Genomic DNA, 16,552 nt, shown 5'->3' with positions numbered 1-16,552 from the left:
GCCACCTCTCCTCCCCGGATCAGGCCACAGGCGTCGCGTACAACCTACAAGGTGAAAACAAGATCACAATAAGTCGGTCACCGGCGGCCCACCCGGCAGCCGGCCAGGCGCTAACATCCCGTTCCGGAGTCGACACGATACGGAGGCGGTCGATGTCCCGACCCGGCAGCCGACAAGCGCCCATCATCCTGGCGGCAGCCCTGCTCGCCGCGCTGCCGGCGGTCACCGTGTCGTCGGTCACCCCGGCCCGCGCCGCACCCGCCTGCGCCAGCCCGCCCGCGCCGGCCCGGCCGGTCGCCGCCCTCCCCTGGCCCCAGCGACGGTACGCCCCGGAGCGGATCGCCCCCCTGACCACCGGCACCGGCGTCACCGTGGCGGTGATCGACTCTGGCGTCGACCGGCGGCATCCCCAGCTGCGCGGCCGGGTGCTCGACGGCGCGGACTTCCTCGACCCGGGCGGCGACGGCACCCGCGACTGCGCCGGTCACGGCACCGGAGTGGCCAGCATCATCGCCGCCGGGGAGGGTGCCGGGGTCGCCTTCCGGGGGCTCGCGCCCGGGGCCCGCATCCTGCCGGTACGGGTGAGCGAGCAGCAGGTCGTCGAGGGGCGCGAGTCGGGGCGTACGGTCAGCGCCGCCGATTTCGCCCGAGCCGTCCGGTGGGCCGTGGACCACGACGCCGACGTGCTCAACCTCTCCGTCGTCCTGTACGCCGACAACCCGGCCGTGCGGGACGCGATCGACTATGCGGTCCGGCGGGACGTGCTCGTGGTGGCCGCCGCCGGCAACCTGCACGACGGTGGCGACCCGCTGCCCTACCCTGCGGCCTACGACGGGGTGCTCGGCGTCGGGGCGGTCACCCCGGCGGGCGCCCGCGCCCAGTTCTCGCAGGTCGGCACGTACGTCGACCTGGTCGCTCCGGGCAGCGACGTGCTGATGGCCGCGCCGGGGCAGGGCCACCAGCGTGCCGAGGGGACCAGTTACGCCGCCCCGTTCGTGGCGGGCACCGCAGCGCTCCTGCGGCAGTACCGGCCGGAACTCAGCGCCGCCGAGGTGGCCCGCCGGATCGTGGGCACCGCCGACCCGGCACCGGGCGGGCGGCGCAGTGGGTACGGGGCCGGCGTGCTCAATCCGTACCGGGCGGTGGTGGAGACCGGCACCGGTCCCGGACCGGCCGTCCGGTCGACGCTGGCCCTGCCGGCGGAGCGGGCCGACCCGGTGCTGCTGGCCCGGCAGCACCGCCGGGCGGCGACCCGGGACCGGGCGCTGCTGGTCGCCACGGTCACCGGCGGGGTGCTGACGGTGGTGGTGCTGCTGGCCGTGGTGCTCCCCCGGGGCGTCCGCCGCCGCTGGCACCCGGCCGGGTCCGCCTGACGGCAGCGCTCGACCGGTGGATCGTCGAACGCCGCCGCCGGGGCGGACGGCTCACTGGAACAGGCCGACGTTCCGCTTCTCGGTGTTGAGGTAGTCGGCGGCGGAGTCGTCCACCGCGAGCTTGATGTCGCGCAGCATCGCCTGGAGGTCCTGTGAGGCGGAACGCCATCGCGCCTGCCGCTGCTCGTACGCCTGCCGGGCCTCGCCGTCCCAGCCGGCGATCAGTGGGGCGGCATCCCGTTCCAGCTGACCGAGCTGTGAGTCGAGGGTGTTCAACGCCTTCTGGATGTCCGCGCCGGCCTGGTGCAACGCGGCGAAGTTGACGACCAGCACACCGTGGTCCATCGGATGGTCCCTCCCCGGATCTGGTTCAGAGCGGCAGTTGGATGCCGCGACTGGTGCCGGCGACCCGGCTGGCGGCCTCGGTGTCCGAGGCGTCGTACTGCCGGCCGGCGGTGCGGATGGCCGTGGCGGTCTCCCGCAGGGCCCGCTGCAGCGCGGCCTGGTCCTTTCCCCACTGCTGCTTGACCTGCGCGAACGACCGCCCACCGGCACCCCGCCAGGCCTGCTGCAACACCTCCAACTCGGTCATCAGGCCGGTCAGCATGGCCTGCAACGACTGGTCGACCTGCTCGAACTTCGCGGCGGTGCGCTGCATCACCGCAGCCTCTGCCTGGGTCTGGGCCATCCGGACGTCACCTCGTCTCGTCGGTCGGCGCCGACCTCACGCCGTCCATCGGGGACGGTGTCCACCGGCACCGGGCCTGGCGGGACATGGTCGGCAAAACTCGTCGCTGACGGTAGTCGCACGATCGCGGTTGTGCTACCCCGCACATCTCCCCTGTGGACAACCGCGCCACGGGCGGCCGACCAGGGTCCCCATCGGACCGACCGGGCCACTACCATGGGTCACGCCTCCGTCGCGTTCAGATCCGATCTGATCGAACCGGCGGCGAGAACGTGACGGAGGAGTGCGGTGACGGCGAGCACGACCGATCGTCCGGTCCGGCGTCAGCCGCCGGGAGCCCACGGGGTCCCGACCCGGGCCCGCACCGGCTTCGCCGTACGCGCCGGCCAGGTGGTCGCCGCGCAGGTCGCGCTCGCGTTGCCGCTCGCCGCGTACGGGCACGGGCCGGGGCCGGCCGCGCTCGCCGCGGTCGGGGCGGTCGTCCTGGCCGGCCTCGCCTGGGGGCGCTGGCGCGGGCGGTGGCTCTTCGACTGGTGGGGCGCCCTCGCCGGCTACGTCACCCGACGACGCGGGCTGCCCGCCGAGGCCGCCCCGACGGCCCTGCTGGGCCTGGTGCTCCCCGGTGCGGTGCTGGGCCCGGTGGAGCTGGCCGACGGGACGGCGGGGGTGATCGACGACGCCACCGGGCTGACCGTCCTGCTCGACCTGGGTGACCCGGGTGACCTGCTCGGCGACCGGTCCCACCCGCTGCCGGCACCCGGCACGCTGCTGCCGCCGGCCGGGACGGCGCAACCACCCGTGCGGGTGCAGGTGCTGCTGCACGCCGTGCCCGCTCCGCCGGTGGAGGTGGCCGGTGGCGCGGCGGGCACGTCCTACCGGCAGTTGACCGAGGGGCGGCTCCCGGGACAGGAGCGGGCCCTGCTCGCGGTCCGGGTGCTGCGGGTGCCCGGCTGGTCCGACAGCGACCTGCGCCGGGCGCTGGCCGGCACGGTACGTCGGATCGTCCGCCGGATCGGGCCGGTGCCGGCCCGACCGCTCGGCGAGCACGCGGCGCTGCGGGTGCTGGGGGAACTCGCCCACCACGACGCGGGCCAGCCCGTGCGGGAGACCTGGTCGACGGTGCGCACCGGCAGCCTACACCAGGCCGCCTTCCGGGTGGTCCGGTGGCCGGACGCCCGGGTCGATCCGGGCCGCCGGCTGGTGGCCCGGGTGCTGGCGCTGCCGGCGACCGCCACCAGCGTGTCACTCTGCGCCGGCCCGCAGGCCGGCGGCGACACCGCACCCCCACCGGCCGAGCTGACGGTACGGCTGGCCGCCTCGTCGCCGGCCGGGTTGGCACTCGCCGCCGAGGGGTTGTGCCGGCTCGCCGCCGATGCCGGCGGTGAGCTGCGCCGGCTCGACGGCGCACAACTGCCCGGCCTGACCGCCACGCTGCCGGTGGCGGTGCCCGTGGTGGCGAAGGCGACCGCGCCGGAGACGGAGCCACCGGAGCTGACCCTGGGCGGGGCCGGGCTGATGGTGGGGGCCAACCGGCACGGTGGCGCGGTGACCATCCGGCTGTTCCGCGCCGAGGGCACCCGGCTGGTGCTGGTCGGCGGACTGGCGGCGGCCCAACTGCTGGTGCTGCGGGCATTGGCGTTGGGCGCGGGGGTGCTGGTGCAGACCGGTCGACCGCGCGCCTGGGAGCCGTTCGTGCGGGGGATCGGCGGGCAGCCGGGCGGCGTCGTGGTGGTCCCGACCGGGCGGGCGGTGGGTGCCACCGGCTCGCCGCTGCGCCCACTGCTGGTGGTGGTCGACGCGGGTACGGTGGCCGGCGAGCCGCCGCCGGGGGCGGGTTGGGTGTCCACCCTGGTGGTTCGGGACGAGCTGACCCCGGCGGACGTCGACACCCTGGGCCGGGCCGACCTGGCGGTGCTGCAGCCCCTCGACCCGGCGGAGGCCGCCCTGGCGGGCACGGCGTTGGGGCTGGGTGGTTCGGCGCAGTGGTTGACCCGGATCCGGGACGACATGGTCGCGGTGGTCAACCGGCGGGCGCTGCGGTGGGCGCTGCTGTCGCCCACCCCGATCGAGTCACAGCTGGTCGGCCGGCCCGGCCGCCGCTGACCGGAGGCCATGGCCGCCGACCGACGGATCGGGCGGTCGAACCCGCCACCGGCACCGGCCGGCGGGCCCGGATCGGGAGGCCATGGTGGTTTCCCCAGGTGGACCAGGCGTGGCACGATCCCGGCCATGGGTTTTCTGAAGGGTCTTCTGATCCGGTTGGGCTCCACGGCGGTGGCCTTCTGGCTGGCGACACTGCTCATCCCGGGCATCACGCTCGACACCAGCTCAGCCGGCGAGGCGATCGTCACCCTGGTGCTGGTCTCGGTGATCTTCGGCGTGGTCAACGCGGTGCTCCAGCCGATCATCAAGACCGTCGGCTGCGGTTTCTACCTACTCACCCTCGGCCTGATCGCGCTGGTCGTCAACGGCCTGTTGTTCCTGCTCACCAGCTGGATCGCCGACCAGGCGGACCTGCCGTTCCATGTGGACGGGTTCTGGCCCGAGGCGGTGCTGGGCGCGCTCCTCGTCGGCATCGTGACCTGGATCCTGGGCGCCATCCTCGATCGCGACTGACCCGGCCCCCGGCCCCCGGCTCCTGCCTGCGCCTGCGCGCCTGACGGCGGGGGCAGGGCTGGGGCTGGGGCTGGGGCTGGGGCCATCGTCCGGCCGACGGGATGCGGCCACCGGGCGGGAATTGGCTGGCGGTGCCGGCCCCGGACGGGGCTAGCGTGGCCGGGTGTTCTCGCTGACCCACCCCGACGGCTACCAGCTCAGCACCGACCCGGAACGGATCGACCGGGACCGGGTGCACCACTGGCTCTGCACCGACGCCTACTGGGCGCTCGGCCGCAGTCGGGAGACGACGGACCGGGCCTTCGCCGGGTCGATCCCGTACGGCGTCTACCGGCCGGAGGACGGCGCGCAGGTGGCGGTCGCCCGGGTAGTCACCGACCGGGCCACCTTCGGTTGGCTCTGCGACGTCTATGTCGCCCCCGAGGCGCGGGGGCGCGGGCTGGGCACCTGGCTGGTCGGCGCGGTCCGCGACCACCTCGCCGCGTTCGGCGTACGCCGGATCGCCCTGGCCACCCTCGACGCCCACGGGGTGTACGCGAAGCTGGGCTTCACACCGGCCCCGCCGCAGCGGTGGATGGAGTGGGTGAACGGCCGGTGACCCCGCTCACCGGCAAGGAGCCCGAGCACGCCACACCCCTTACGGTGGGGACGTGACTCCGCTGCGGCTCGGCTATCTCTACGGCGTCGGCGCGTACCTGATCTGGGGCTTCTTCCCGATCTATCTGAAGCTGCTGCGCCCGGCGGGGCCGGTGGAGATCCTGGCCCACCGGATCATCTGGTCGGTGCTGTTCGTCGCGCTGCTGCTCGCCGCGCTGCGCAACATCGGCTTCCTGCGCTCGCTGGCCCGCCGCCCCCGGACGCTGGCCGGGATCGGTGTCGCGGCGGCGCTGATCGCGGTGAACTGGGGCACCTACATCTACGGGGTGAACTCCGACCGGGTGGTGGAGACCGCCCTCGGCTACTTCATCAACCCGCTGGTGTCGGTGCTGCTCGGGGTGTTCGTGCTGCGGGAGCGGCTGCGCCCTGCGCAGTGGGTGGCGCTCGGGGTGGGTGCGGCGGCGGTCGCGGTGCTCACCGTCGACTACGGCCGGCTGCCCTACCTGGCGTTGGCCCTGGCGGTCAGCTTCGCCGGCTACGGATTGGCCAAGAAACGGCTCGGACTGCCGGCGGTGGAGGGGCTGTTCGTCGAGTCGGCGGTGCTGGCGCTGCCGGCCCTGGCCTACCTGGGCTGGCTGGCGAGTCGGGGCGGTTCGACGTTCGGGCAGGTCTCGGTGGGGCACACCGCGTTGCTGGTGTCGGCCGGGGCGGCGACCGCCATCCCGCTGCTGCTCTTCGCGGGCGCGGCCAACCGGTTGCCGCTGACCGCGCTCGGCATGCTCCAGTACGTGGCCCCGATCCTCCAGCTCGGCTGCGGCGTGCTGATCTTCCACGAGCCGATGCCCCCGGCCCGGCTGGCCGGCTTCACCCTGGTCTGGCTGGCCCTGTTGATCTTCACCCTGGACGCGTTGCGGCACGGCCGACGGAACCGGGTCGCCGCCCGCGCCGACACACCACTCCCGGCCACCGCCCACTGAGCACGTCGCGGCGCAGCATCCGCCGACCGCCGCACCACCCCCAGCGATCGGGCACGGACCGCAGCACCAGCAGCGACCGGGTGCGGACCGCAGCACCAGCACACCCGGCCGGCCGGCCCACCACCGAAGCGCCGGTGACCGTCGACGGCGACCCGGTCCAGCGACCGGGCGCGGGCCGCACCTCCACGGCCCGGCCGAGCCGGCCCACCACAGGGGTGCCGGTCGGCGGGCCCGGGATCAGCGGACGTCGTAGCTGAGGACGAGGGTCCCGTCGGCGCGCAGGAGTTCGAGGCGGACCAGGTCGGCGTCGGTGAACCGGGTCGCGCCACGCAGGTTCACGTCGTCACCGGGGGCGGCCAGCCAGGAGGCGATCTGCTCCGTCACGTCGCCCGGGCCGCGCGCCACCAGCCGGAACGTGTTCGCCTTGCCGTAGCCCGCCGTCGCGTCGTACCCGCAGTGCATGGTGACCTCGGTGCCCCACTTGGTGCCGTTCAGGCCGATCTCCGCGTGCAACGCCGGGGTCTTCGCCGACACCGGTGCCATGGACACCATCCGCACCGCCTGGGTGCTCGGCGCGGGCGGGCCGGCCGGGCGCAGGGCGAAGGCCCCGCCGATGCCCAGCACCAGGGCGAACGCGGCGGCGACGAGCGCGGTCACGGCGTACCGTCGGCGGTTGCGGGTCCGCTCGCGACGGCGGCGGTCCCGGGCGGTGGCGATCAGGTCGGGCATCCGGCTGATCTCCGGCGGCGGCGGGAGGAACTCCTCCAGCGTCGTCGGGTCGAGCCGGCCCAGCAGGCCCGGCAGCACGGCGACCTCGGCCACCGCCTCCCGGCACGGCGCGCAGCCGGACAGGTGCCGCTCGTAGGCGGCCCGGTCGGCGGGAGCGAGCGCGCCCAGCACGTACGCGCCGTCGTCGTGTGCGAACTCGCAGCGGGTCATCCGGTCACCCCCATCTCGGCCAGGGCCAGCCGCAGTGAACGCAGCGCGTAGTGGGTACGGGACTTGACCGTCCCCGCCGGCACCCCCAGCCGGGCCGCCGCCTCGGCCACCGATCGACCCTGGTAGAAGCACTCCACCAGCACCTCCCGGTGGGTGGGGCTGAGTCGGCTCAGCGCCTCGGCGATGGTCCAGGCCTCCACCGCGCGCTCCGCCTCGTCGATCGTCTCCGGCGGCTCGGGCAGGTCGTCGGTGAACACCTCGCCGACCCGGGTCGACCGCCGCCGCCAGGCGTCGATCGCCAGGTTCCGGGCGGTCGTGAAGAGCCATGCGCGGACCGAGCCGCGTCGTGGATCCAGCGACTCCGGGTGACGCCAGGCCCGCAGCAGGGTCTCCTGCACCAGGTCCTCGGCCCGGGTGCGGTCCCCGTTGACCAACCGCAACGCGTGCGTGTAGAGCGCCTCGGCATGCTCGTCGTGCAGCGCGCGCAGCAGTTGGGCGTCGTGGTCGCTGATGGTGATCCCCTCGCTTCCCGCGCGACGAGTCCGGCGGATGTGTCCGCCCGTTACTACGCGCCGTGACGCTGATCGGTTCACCGGCCACTGCTGTTCACATCCGGTTCACACCGCGTCCGGTGGCCGCTCACCCCGTCCTGGCAGCGTCCGCCCGGTACGCACGTCGAGCAGGTGAAAACGGCGTGCCACCGACCTGTTTCCAGGAGGCTCCTTCCATGAGCGACCGTCCTCGGCTGCTCCCGCTGCTCGGTGCCACCCGGCACGGCAGCCGCGATGCGATGACCTGTCTGTACCGCTGCGGCAACGCCTGCGACCACCCGGTGCCCAACACCTCCGACAACACCTACTTCGGTGACCTGGTCGAGGGCGAGGTGTCCCGCCGGGGCGTGGTCCGGGCGGGTGCCGTGGGCGCCCTGGTGCTCGGCTTCGGCAGCACCGCCGTTGGCGCGCTGGCCGGGGCCGCCCCCGCCGCCGCCGCGCCGGCCACCCCCGTGGTGCCGGAGGTCGGCAACCCGACCGCACCGCAGCGCGGTGTCGGCAGCGGAGCGCTGACCTTCAAGCCGATCCCGCCGAACCAGCTCGACACGCTGGTCGTCCCCAACGGGTACGACCACCACGTGGTCATCCGCTGGGGCGACCCGGTGCTGCCCGGTGCGCCCCGCTTCGACCTGCGCGGGCAGACCGCCGCCGCCCAGGCCAAGCAGTTCGGTTACAACAACGACTTCGTCGGGGTGCTGCCGCTGGACCGGCGGGGCAAGCGGGCGCTGCTCGTGGTCAACCACGAGTACACCAACGAGGACCTGATGTTCCCCGGCTTCACCGGCCTGGACAACCTCACCGTCGAGCAGGTCCGCACCGCGATGGCCGCGCACGGCATGTCCGTGGTGGAGCTGGAGCGGGTGGACGGCACCGGGCAGTGGCGGCCGGTGGGCCAGGGCCGGCGGCCGTACAACCGGCGGGTCACCGCGCTGGGCACGAAGTTCGAGCTGACCGGCCCGGCCGCCGGCTCGGCCTGGCTGCGGACCGCCGCCGACCCGAAGGGCCGCACGGTGGTCGGCACGCTGAACAACTGCGCGGGTGGGGTCACCCCGTGGGGGACGGTGCTCTCCGGCGAGGAGAACTTCAACCAGTACTTCGTCGGCGCCGACGCCGCGCCCGCCGAGCTGAAGCCGAGGTTCGACCGGTACGGCATCACCACCGCCGCCCGCTACCCGAGCGGCAGCCGCAAGTGGGAGCGGGCCGACGAGCGGTTCGACCTGGCGAAGCACCCGAACGAGGCGCACCGGTTCGGGTGGATCGTGGAGATCGACCCGTTCGACCCGGAGAGTCGGCCGCGCAAGCACACCGCGCTGGGCCGGTTCAAGCACGAGGGCGCCAACGTGATCGTGGCCCGGGACAAGCGGGTCGTCGCGTACATGGGTGACGACGAGCGCTTCGACTACCTCTACAAGTTCGTCTCGGACAAGAAGTACCTGCCGGGCGACTCCTGGGTGGCCCGCAAGAACAACCTGACCCTGCTGGAGTCGGGCACCCTCTACGTGGCGCAGTTCGCCCAGACCAGCGCCGCCGAGATCGACGGCTCGGGCAAGCTGCCCGCCGACGGCGCGTTCAACGGCACCGGCCGGTGGATCAAACTGGTCAGCGGCAACCGCTCGTACGTCGACGGGATGACCGCCGCGGACGTGCTCACCTTCACCCGGCTCGCCGGGGACAAGGTCGGCGCGACCAAGATGGACCGCCCGGAGGACGTCGAGCCGAGCCTGCTCACCGGCAAGGTGTACGTGGCGCTGACCAACAACTCCGACCGGGGCAAGGCCGGCAAGCCGGCGGCCGACGAGATCAACCCGCGCAACCTCAACAAGCACGGGCAGATCCTGGAGCTGGTCGAGGACCGGGGTGACAACACGGCGGAGTCGTTCTCCTGGTCGCTGCCGATCGTCGCCGGTGACCCGGCCGACCCGTCGACCTACTTCGCCGGGTACGACAAGACCAAGGTGTCGCCGATCTCCTGCCCGGACAACGTCGCCTTCGACGCCACCGGCAACCTCTGGATCTCGACCGACGGCAACGCGCTGGGCAGCAACGACGGCCTCTTCGCCACCGCCGTCGAGGGGCCGGAGCGGGGGCACCTCAAGCAGTTCCTCACCGTGCCGCTGGGTGCGGAGACCTGCGGGCCGTTCATCACCGGCGACAACCGGTCGGTGTTCGTGGCCGTACAGCACCCCGGCGAGATCACCGGCGCGTCGGTGGAGAAGCCGGCGTCGACCTGGCCGGACGGCGACTACGCCAAGCCGGGCGTGGTGGTCACCTGGCGGCTCGACGGCGGCCCGATCGGCAGCTGACGCGTCTCCCCGGGTCGGTCCGCCGCCGGACCGGCCACGAGGGCCCTCTCCCGCTTCGGTCCGGGAGGGGGCCTTCGCCCGTGGCGGGTCAGACGTCGGCGGCGATGCCGTCGGCAACGGCACGGGCGGCGGTGAGCAGCTTGGCCCGTACCACCCGGGCCGAGGTCATCATCTCGCTGGCCGGCAGCGCGCAGGCCAGCACCACCCGCCGTTCCATGTCCTTGTCCGGGGTGACCAGGACGGCGGCACAGGCCACCCCCTGCCGGAACTGCCCCAGCTCCAACTGCATGCCCCGCCGGTCACCCGCGGCCAGGTCCGCCTCGAACGCCTCGGGGCTGGTGAGGGTGGCGGTGGTGAACGGGCGCATGCCGTACTCGCGCAGGTAGCGGAAGCGCTGCTCGGAGGTGAGGGTGGCCAGCAGCGCCTTGCCCAGGGCCGTCGCGTGCGCACCCTCGTCGAAGCCGGGGACTATGTCCTCCAGGTACGGCGAGCGGGCCCCCTCGGCGACGGCGGTGACCGCCACCTGGCCGCCGACGAACCGGCCCAGGTAGTGGCTCCACCCGGTGTCGACGGCGGCCCGCCGCAGCGACTCCCCGACGGCGGCCGGCCCCCGGAACGCGGTGACCAGTTCGCGGTACCGGGCGGCGATCTCCAGGCCGACGATGTAGGTGCCGTCCTCCCGACGGATCACGTAACCCTCGTAGGCCAGGGTGCGGACCAGGTGGTAAGTGGTGGCGACGGTCAGCTCGCACCGCCGGGCGATCTGCTTGACGGTCAGCCCCTTGGGGGCACGACCGACCGACTCGAGCACGCGTAGCGCGCGGGAAACGCTCCGGATCAGGTCCGAAGGTTCCGCCAGGGGGTCACGCACAACCACCTCCGCAGCCGGGGACTTACACCATATGAAAAACCCGGCCAGGACGGAACGCCCGTTCGGGTGGAGGATGCCAGATCAGGCGGTATACGGCGGGTCCCCGGGCGACACGCCGGGGGTTGTCAGGAAGTCGACTCGCGTAGGTTGAGCCCACGATGACCGACACCGTGCTCAGCCCCTCGCCGAGCCGGCCGACCGTACGCCCCCTGCGGGCCGGCGCCGGAGCGGTCGCGACCACCATCGCCAGCGTCCTGCCGGTCTTCCTGGTCGGCGGGCTCGCCGTGCAGATGGGGGACGACCTGGGCTTTTCCCCCGCCGGGCTGGGACTGGCCGTGTCGGTCTACTTCGGCGTCAGCGCGCTCGCCTCGATGCCGTCCGGCCGGCTGGTGGAACGGGTCGGCCCGGCCGTGGTGGCCCGGGTCGCCATCGCACTCGCCGCCGGCTGCCTGCTCGCCATCGCCGGGCTGGCCCGCTCGTACCCCGTGCTGGTCGGTCTGCTCGCGCTGAGCGCCACCGCCAACGCGTTGGGCCAACTGGCCAGCAACGCGGCGCTGGCCCGGCACGTGCCCGCCCGACGGCAGGGCCTGTCGTTCGGGGTGAAACAGGCCGCCATCCCCGCCTCCACGCTGCTGGCCGGGGCGGCGGTGCCGGCGATCGCCCTCACCGCCGGGTGGCGCTGGGCGTTCGTGGCTGCGGCCGGTGCCGCGCTGGCCGCGCTGCCGGCCGTACCACCGCAGGCGGCCGGACCGGCGCGGGAGCGCGCGGCGCAGCGCGGTGGCGGGGCCACCACGGCGCTGGTGGTGGTCGGGGCGGCGGCCACCCTCGCGGCGGGGGCCGCCAATGCGCTGGGCACCTTCGTGGTGGACTCGTCGGTGCACCGGGGGCTCACCCCCGGCCCGGCCGGGCTGGTGCTCACCCTGGGCGGCGCGGTCTGCGTGGCCGCCCGGATCGGCGTCGGCTGGCTGGCCGACCGGCGGGACACCGGCCACGTCGCGCTGATCGCCGCGATGCTGGTGGTCGGGGCCGTCGGGCTGGGACTGCTGGCCGTGGCCGGCCCGGTGCCGCTGACCGTGGGGGTGGTGCTCGGCTTCGGGCTGGGCTGGGCCTGGCCCGGCCTGATGAACTTCGCGGTGGTCCGGCTGCACCCGCAGGCCCCGGCCGCCGCCACCTCGATCACCCAGACCGGCGTGTACGCCGGCGGCTGTCTCGGCCCGCTCGCGCTCGGCGCGCTCGCCGGTGCCCGTGGCTACCCGGCGATGTGGCTGGCCGCCGCAGTCGCCATGGTCCTCGCCGCCGTCCTCATGCTCACCGGCAGCAGACTGCTCCGGCGGGCGGCGCGGGATCAGCTGGTGCGGTCGGCGATGTAGTCGCAGAGGGATTCGAGCGCCCGGCGGGCCGGGATCTGCGGGAGCGGGGCCAACTGCGCACGGGCGTCCTCGGCATAGCTGCGGACGGTCTCCCGGGCCCGCTTGAGCGCGGGGGACTCCCGCAGCAGGCCGAGCGCCTCGGCGTGCAGCGCGTCGTCGACGAGCGGGCCGGTGGCCAGGATCTCCCGCAGCCGCACCGAGGCCGCGTCGGAGTCGTCGCCGGCCAGCGCGTAGAGCACCGGCAGGGTCGGCACCCCCTCCCGCAGGTCGGTGCCGGGTGTCTTGCCCGACTGGGTCGACTCGGAGGCGATGTCGAGCAGGTCGTCGGAGAGCTGGAAGGCCACCCCGATGGTCTCCCCGTAACCGGCGAGGGCGTCGGTGTGCGCCTCGGACGCCCCACCGAACATCCCGCCGAAGCGGGCCGAGGTGGCGATCAGCGACCCCGTCTTGTCGGCGATCACCCGCAGGTAGTGGTCGACCGGGTCCTCCGCGCGGGGACCGACGGTCTCGGCGATCTGGCCGTGCACCAGCCGGGCGAAGGTGCGGGCCTGGAGACGCACCGCCGCCGGGCCCAGGTCGGCGGCGATGTCGGCGGCCCGCGCGAAGAGGTAGTCGCCGACCAGGATGGCCACCGAGTTGGTCCAGCGGGAGTTGGCGCTCGGCGCGCCCCGCCGCACGGCCGCCTCGTCCATCACGTCGTCGTGGTAGAGGGTGGCCAGGTGGGTGAGCTCCATCACCACGGCGGCCGGCACCACCTGGGTGCCCGCCGGGTCACCGAACTGCGCGCCCAGGGCCACCAGCAGCGGACGGAACCGCTTGCCGCCCGCCTCGACCAGGTGCCGGGCGGCCTCGGTGACGAGCGGGTCGGCGCTGGCCACGCTGGCCCGCAGCTCGACCTCGACGTCGTCCAGCAGGCCCAGCACGGACGCCTCGACCCGCGGATCGGCCAGATGCACGCCGAGCGCGCCGATCTGACCCGTGCCCGCCCGGCCCCGACGACCGCCGGAGCCGACGCCGCCTGAACGCTCCCCCGCCGGAATCACCACACCATCAACCATGCCACACCCGTTCGACCTGCTCCGGACGGGGGATACGGCCGTGGGACCGGCGCGCTTCAGCGCACCGGCCCCACGATCCGGGAAAACGAGAATCACCTGACGAATGCTGCGGCATCCGTCGCCAGGTCGAGCAGGGGTGCCGGCACCACACCGAGGATCAGCGTGGCGGCCACCCCGATCATCAGCGCGGTGGCGGTCAGCCCACCCGGCACCGCGACGGTCGGGGTGGACTCACCCGGCTCGGAGAGCCACATCATCACCACGACCCGCAGGTACGGGAAGGCCAGCACCATGCTGGTCAGCACACCGGCCACCACCAGCCAGGCGTGCCCGCTCTCCAGCGCCGGGCCGAAGACCGCGAACTTGCTCATGAAGCCGCTGGTCAACGGGATGCCGGCGAAGGCCAGCAGGATGAAGGTGAAGACCCCGGCGTAGAACGGCGAGCGGCGGCCCAGCCCGGCCCAGCGGGACAGGTGGGTGGCCTCCCCGTCGGCGTCCCGGACCAGGGTCACCACGGCGAACGCGGCGAGCACCGAGAAGCCGTACGCGGCCAGGTAGAACATCGTGCCGGAGACGCCTGCCCCGGTCGGGGCGAGCACCCCGACCAGGAGGTAACCGGCGTTGGCGATCGACGAGTACGCCAGCAGCCGCTTGATGTCGGTCTGGGTGACCGCCAGCACCGCGCCGACCAGCATGGTGAGCACCGCCACCACCCCGAGGACCGGGGTGAAGTCCCAGGCGGCCCGGTCGAACGCCACGTGGAAGACCCGCAGCAGCGCACCGAACGCGGCCACCTTCGTGCAGGCCGCCATGAAGCCGGTGACCGGGGTCGGCGCGCCCTGGTATACGTCCGGGGTCCAGACGTGGAACGGGGCGGCGGCGGCCTTGAACAGCAGGCCGATGGCGATCAGCGCCATCCCGGCGTAGAGCAGGACGTCGCTGGCCGGGGACTCGCTCACCGCGGCGTGCACGGTGGCGAAGTCGACCCCGGCCGAGCGGCCCGGGATGCCGGCGGTGAAGCCGTACACCAGGGCCACGCCGAACAGGAAGAACGCCGAGGCGTACGCCCCGAGCAGGAAGTACTTCATCGCCGCTTCCTGGCTGAGCAACCGCCGGCGACGGGCCAGCGCGCAGAGCAGGTAGAGCGGCAGGGAGAAGACCTCCAGCGCGATGAACATGGTCAGCAGGTCGTTCGCCGCCACGAAGATCAGCATGCCGCCGATCGCGAAGCTGGTCAGCGGGTAGACCTCGGTGGCCCCGTTGCGCCCCTCGGCCTGCTGCCGGTCGTCGGCCGACTCGGCGGTCACCGCCGCCTGGGCGACGAACGCGCCGCCGCGCTCCACCGACCGCTCGCCGATCAGCAACAACGACATGGCGGCGAGCACCAGGATGGTGCCCTGCAGGAACAGGGTGGGACCGTCCACGGCCAGCGCCCCGCCCGCCGTGACCAGCCGGGCGTCGGCGTTGAGCACCACCATCACCAGGGCGGCGAGCACCGCCAGCAGAGACAGCGTCAGCTGCACCAGGTGCCGGCGGCGGCGCGGCACGAACGCCTCCACCAGGACGCCCAGCAGGGCCACCCCCAGCATGATCAGGATCGGGGCGATCGCCGGGTAGTCGATCGACGGCAACTTGAGTTCGGTCACTTTGCAGCCTCCTGGACGCTGCCGACCTCAGGGGCGGGATCGGTCTTGCCGACGTCCTGCATGGTCGCCTGGACGGCGGGGTTGATCACATCGGTGACCGGCTTGGGATAGAAGCCGAGCAGCAAGATCAGGGCGATCAGCGGGGCGACCACGGCCTTCTCGCGCAGGGTGAGGTCGCGGTGCATCGCCTTGACCTCGGTCAACTCCGGGTTGAGCGTGCCCTGGGTGGTGCGTTGCACCATCCACAGCACGTACGCGGCGGCCAGGATGATGCCCAGGGTGGCGATCACCGCGACCGGCTTGTTCACCGTGAAGGTGCCGATCAGCACCAGGAACTCGGAGACGAACGGCGCGGTGCCGGGCAGCGCCAGCGAGGCCAGACCGGCGAAGAAGAGCACCCCGGCCAGCAGCGGCACCAGCTTGCCCGCCCCGCCGAAGTCGGAGATCAGCGACGAGCCCCGACGGGCGATGAGCATCCCGACGACCAGGAAGAGCAGGCCGGTGGCGAGCCCGTGGTTGAGCATGTAGAGGACCGCGCCGGTGCCCGCCTGGGTGGTGAAGGCGAAGATGCCGACCCCGATGAACCCGAAGTGCGCGATCGAGGTGTAGGACACCAGCCGCTTCAGGTCCGACTGGCCGACGGCGAGCAACGCGGCGTAGAGGATGCCGATCAACCCCAGCGCCAGCGCCCACGGCGCGAACCACTTCGACGCCTCGGGGAACAGCGGCAGGCAGTAGCGCAGGATGCCGAAGGTGCCGACCTTGTCCAGCACCCCGACCAGCAGCGCGGCGGCACCCGCCGGAGCGGCCCGACCGGCGTCCGGCAGCCAGGTGTGGAACGGGAAGAACGGCGCCTTGATCGCGAAGGCGAGGAAGAAGCCGAGGAACAGCCACCGCTCGGTGCCGGTGGAGATGTCCACCTGGGTCAGCGTCTGCCAGTCGAAGGTCTTGCCGCCGACCACCCACAGGCCGATCACCGCGGCCAGCATGAACAGGCCGCCGACCAGCGAGTAGAGGAAGAACTTCACCGCCGCGTACTGCCGCTGGTGGCCGCCGTAGCTGCCGATCAGGAAGTACATCGGCACCAGCATGACCTCGAAGAACACATAGAACAGGAAGACGTCGGCGGCGGCGAAGACGCCGATCATCGTGGATTCGAGGACGAGCAGCAGGGCGAAGTAGGCCGGCACCGACCGCTTCGACGCGTCGGCGTCGTGCCAGGAGGCCAGGATCACCAACGGCACCAGCACCGCGATCAGCATCAGCATGACCAGCGCGATGCCGTCGACGGCGAAGGTGAAGTTGACGTCCCAGGTGGGGATCCACGGGTACGACTCGCGGAACTGGAGCCGGTCACCGTCGGCCTGGAACGCGACCCACATCACCACCGACAGCGCCAGCACCAGCAGCGACCAGCCGAACGCCACCTGCTTGGCCAGGTCGGGCCGGCGACGCGGCAGGAAGGCCACGACCAGGGCGCCGACCAGCGGTGCCACGGTCAGCACCGAGAGGAACGGGAAGTTGGACATTATGCGGCCTTACCTCCGTCGTGGATGCGGGGTC

General features: G+C 73.3%; 14 protein-coding genes and 1 pseudogene. 7 read left to right on the top strand and 8 right to left on the bottom strand.

Translation table 11 applies throughout. The annotated features are described in order from the left end of the window. The first annotated feature begins 152 nt into the window (after positions 1 to 152). The gene (gene mycP / locus GA0070216_RS12760) at positions 153 to 1,373 is read left to right on the top strand and encodes a type VII secretion-associated serine protease mycosin (RefSeq protein WP_091244462.1); all 1,221 of its coding nucleotides are present in this window, start codon (positions 153 to 155) and stop codon (positions 1,371 to 1,373) included. A gap of 51 nt (positions 1,374 to 1,424) precedes the next feature. Here mycP and GA0070216_RS12755 read toward each other — a convergent pair whose 3' ends face one another. After that, on the bottom strand, positions 1,425 to 1,718 hold the full coding sequence (locus GA0070216_RS12755; RefSeq protein WP_091244459.1) for a WXG100 family type VII secretion target: 294 nt from the start codon (positions 1,716 to 1,718) through the stop codon (positions 1,425 to 1,427). A 25-nt stretch (positions 1,719 to 1,743) separates the two neighbouring features. After that, a complete protein-coding gene (locus GA0070216_RS12750) occupies positions 1,744 to 2,061 on the bottom strand; it encodes a WXG100 family type VII secretion target (protein ID WP_091244456.1) in 318 nt (105 codons plus the stop codon). Positions 2,062 to 2,303: 242 nt separating this feature from the next. On the opposite strand from GA0070216_RS12750, the pseudogene eccE reads away from it, so the two are divergent. The 4 genes and pseudogenes from eccE to rarD all read left to right on the top strand — a co-directional run bounded on the left by eccE (position 2,304) and on the right by rarD (position 6,251). After that, positions 2,304 to 4,164: pseudogene (eccE, locus tag GA0070216_RS12745) on the top strand (type VII secretion protein EccE). A gap of 126 nt (positions 4,165 to 4,290) precedes the next feature. Beyond that, positions 4,291 to 4,677, top strand: coding sequence for a phage holin family protein (locus tag GA0070216_RS12740; RefSeq protein WP_091244450.1), 387 nt, complete (start codon positions 4,291 to 4,293; stop codon positions 4,675 to 4,677). A gap of 163 nt (positions 4,678 to 4,840) precedes the next feature. Then, on the top strand, positions 4,841 to 5,275 hold the full coding sequence (locus GA0070216_RS12735; protein ID WP_091244447.1) for a GNAT family N-acetyltransferase: 435 nt from the start codon (positions 4,841 to 4,843) through the stop codon (positions 5,273 to 5,275). Positions 5,276 to 5,327: 52 nt separating this feature from the next. Next, positions 5,328 to 6,251: an EamA family transporter RarD gene (rarD, locus tag GA0070216_RS12730; RefSeq protein ID WP_091244444.1), complete on the top strand. Its 924-nt coding sequence runs from the start codon at positions 5,328 to 5,330 to the stop codon at positions 6,249 to 6,251. Positions 6,252 to 6,488: 237 nt separating this feature from the next. Here rarD and GA0070216_RS12725 read toward each other — a convergent pair whose 3' ends face one another. Together GA0070216_RS12725 and GA0070216_RS12720 are read right to left on the bottom strand one after the other, a co-directional pair. Further along, positions 6,489 to 7,190, bottom strand: coding sequence for an anti-sigma factor family protein (locus GA0070216_RS12725; RefSeq protein ID WP_091244441.1), 702 nt, complete (start codon positions 7,188 to 7,190; stop codon positions 6,489 to 6,491). Next, positions 7,187 to 7,681: a sigma-70 family RNA polymerase sigma factor gene (locus GA0070216_RS12720; protein WP_245722490.1), complete on the bottom strand. Its 495-nt coding sequence runs from the start codon at positions 7,679 to 7,681 to the stop codon at positions 7,187 to 7,189. The genes GA0070216_RS12725 and GA0070216_RS12720 overlap by 4 nt, the downstream gene beginning before the upstream one ends. A 236-nt stretch (positions 7,682 to 7,917) precedes the next feature. On the opposite strand from GA0070216_RS12720, the gene GA0070216_RS12715 reads away from it, so the two are divergent. Next, positions 7,918 to 10,044: a PhoX family protein gene (locus tag GA0070216_RS12715; protein ID WP_091244439.1), complete on the top strand. Its 2,127-nt coding sequence runs from the start codon at positions 7,918 to 7,920 to the stop codon at positions 10,042 to 10,044. A gap of 88 nt (positions 10,045 to 10,132) precedes the next feature. On the opposite strand, the gene GA0070216_RS12710 is transcribed toward GA0070216_RS12715, so the two are convergent. Beyond that, positions 10,133 to 10,915: an IclR family transcriptional regulator gene (locus GA0070216_RS12710; RefSeq protein ID WP_091244435.1), complete on the bottom strand. Its 783-nt coding sequence runs from the start codon at positions 10,913 to 10,915 to the stop codon at positions 10,133 to 10,135. 158 nt (positions 10,916 to 11,073) lie between these two features. Here GA0070216_RS12710 and GA0070216_RS12705 point away from each other — a divergent pair, with 158 nt between their 5' ends. Then, a complete protein-coding gene (locus tag GA0070216_RS12705) occupies positions 11,074 to 12,285 on the top strand; it encodes an MFS transporter (protein ID WP_091244430.1) in 1,212 nt (403 codons plus the stop codon). Here GA0070216_RS12705 and GA0070216_RS12700 read toward each other — a convergent pair. The 3 genes from GA0070216_RS12700 to GA0070216_RS12690 form a co-directional block, all read right to left on the bottom strand. Further along, entirely contained in the window at positions 12,261 to 13,343 is a 1,083-nt protein-coding gene (locus GA0070216_RS12700; protein ID WP_091244427.1) for a polyprenyl synthetase family protein, read from the bottom strand. The two genes, GA0070216_RS12705 and GA0070216_RS12700, sit on opposite strands and share 25 nt — an antisense overlap. 92 nt (positions 13,344 to 13,435) lie before the next feature. Continuing rightward, the gene (gene nuoN / locus GA0070216_RS12695) at positions 13,436 to 14,989 is read right to left on the bottom strand and encodes an NADH-quinone oxidoreductase subunit NuoN (RefSeq protein ID WP_091244424.1); all 1,554 of its coding nucleotides are present in this window, start codon (positions 14,987 to 14,989) and stop codon (positions 13,436 to 13,438) included. Then, positions 14,986 to 16,518, bottom strand: a complete 1,533-nt coding sequence (locus tag GA0070216_RS12690) for an NADH-quinone oxidoreductase subunit M (protein ID WP_091244421.1) — start codon at positions 16,516 to 16,518, stop codon at positions 14,986 to 14,988. The genes nuoN and GA0070216_RS12690 overlap by 4 nt, the downstream gene beginning before the upstream one ends. Positions 16,519 to 16,552: the final 34 nt, after the last annotated feature.

This window comes from Micromonospora matsumotoense (genome assembly GCF_900091525.1).
GTDB lineage: Bacteria > Actinomycetota > Actinomycetes > Mycobacteriales > Micromonosporaceae > Micromonospora > Micromonospora matsumotoensis.
This window is presented reverse-complemented; position numbering and strand designations above follow the sequence as displayed.

Bases quoted from the DNA above. Each gene is read 5' to 3' on its own strand.
- mycP (WP_091244462.1), top strand. From the start codon at position 153: ATGTCCCGACCCGGCAGCCGACAAGCGCCCATCATCCTGGCGGCAGCC.
- GA0070216_RS12755 (WP_091244459.1), bottom strand. From the start codon at position 1,718: ATGGACCACGGTGTGCTGGTCGTCAACTTCGCCGCGTTGCACCAGGCC.
- GA0070216_RS12750 (WP_091244456.1), bottom strand. From the start codon at position 2,061: ATGGCCCAGACCCAGGCAGAGGCTGCGGTGATGCAGCGCACCGCCGCG.
- GA0070216_RS12740 (WP_091244450.1), top strand. From the start codon at position 4,291: ATGGGTTTTCTGAAGGGTCTTCTGATCCGGTTGGGCTCCACGGCGGTG.
- GA0070216_RS12725 (WP_091244441.1), bottom strand. From the start codon at position 7,190: ATGACCCGCTGCGAGTTCGCACACGACGACGGCGCGTACGTGCTGGGC.
- GA0070216_RS12715 (WP_091244439.1), top strand. From the start codon at position 7,918: ATGAGCGACCGTCCTCGGCTGCTCCCGCTGCTCGGTGCCACCCGGCAC.
- GA0070216_RS12705 (WP_091244430.1), top strand. From the start codon at position 11,074: ATGACCGACACCGTGCTCAGCCCCTCGCCGAGCCGGCCGACCGTACGC.
- GA0070216_RS12700 (WP_091244427.1), bottom strand. From the start codon at position 13,343: ATGGTTGATGGTGTGGTGATTCCGGCGGGGGAGCGTTCAGGCGGCGTC.
- GA0070216_RS12690 (WP_091244421.1), bottom strand. From the start codon at position 16,518: ATGTCCAACTTCCCGTTCCTCTCGGTGCTGACCGTGGCACCGCTGGTC.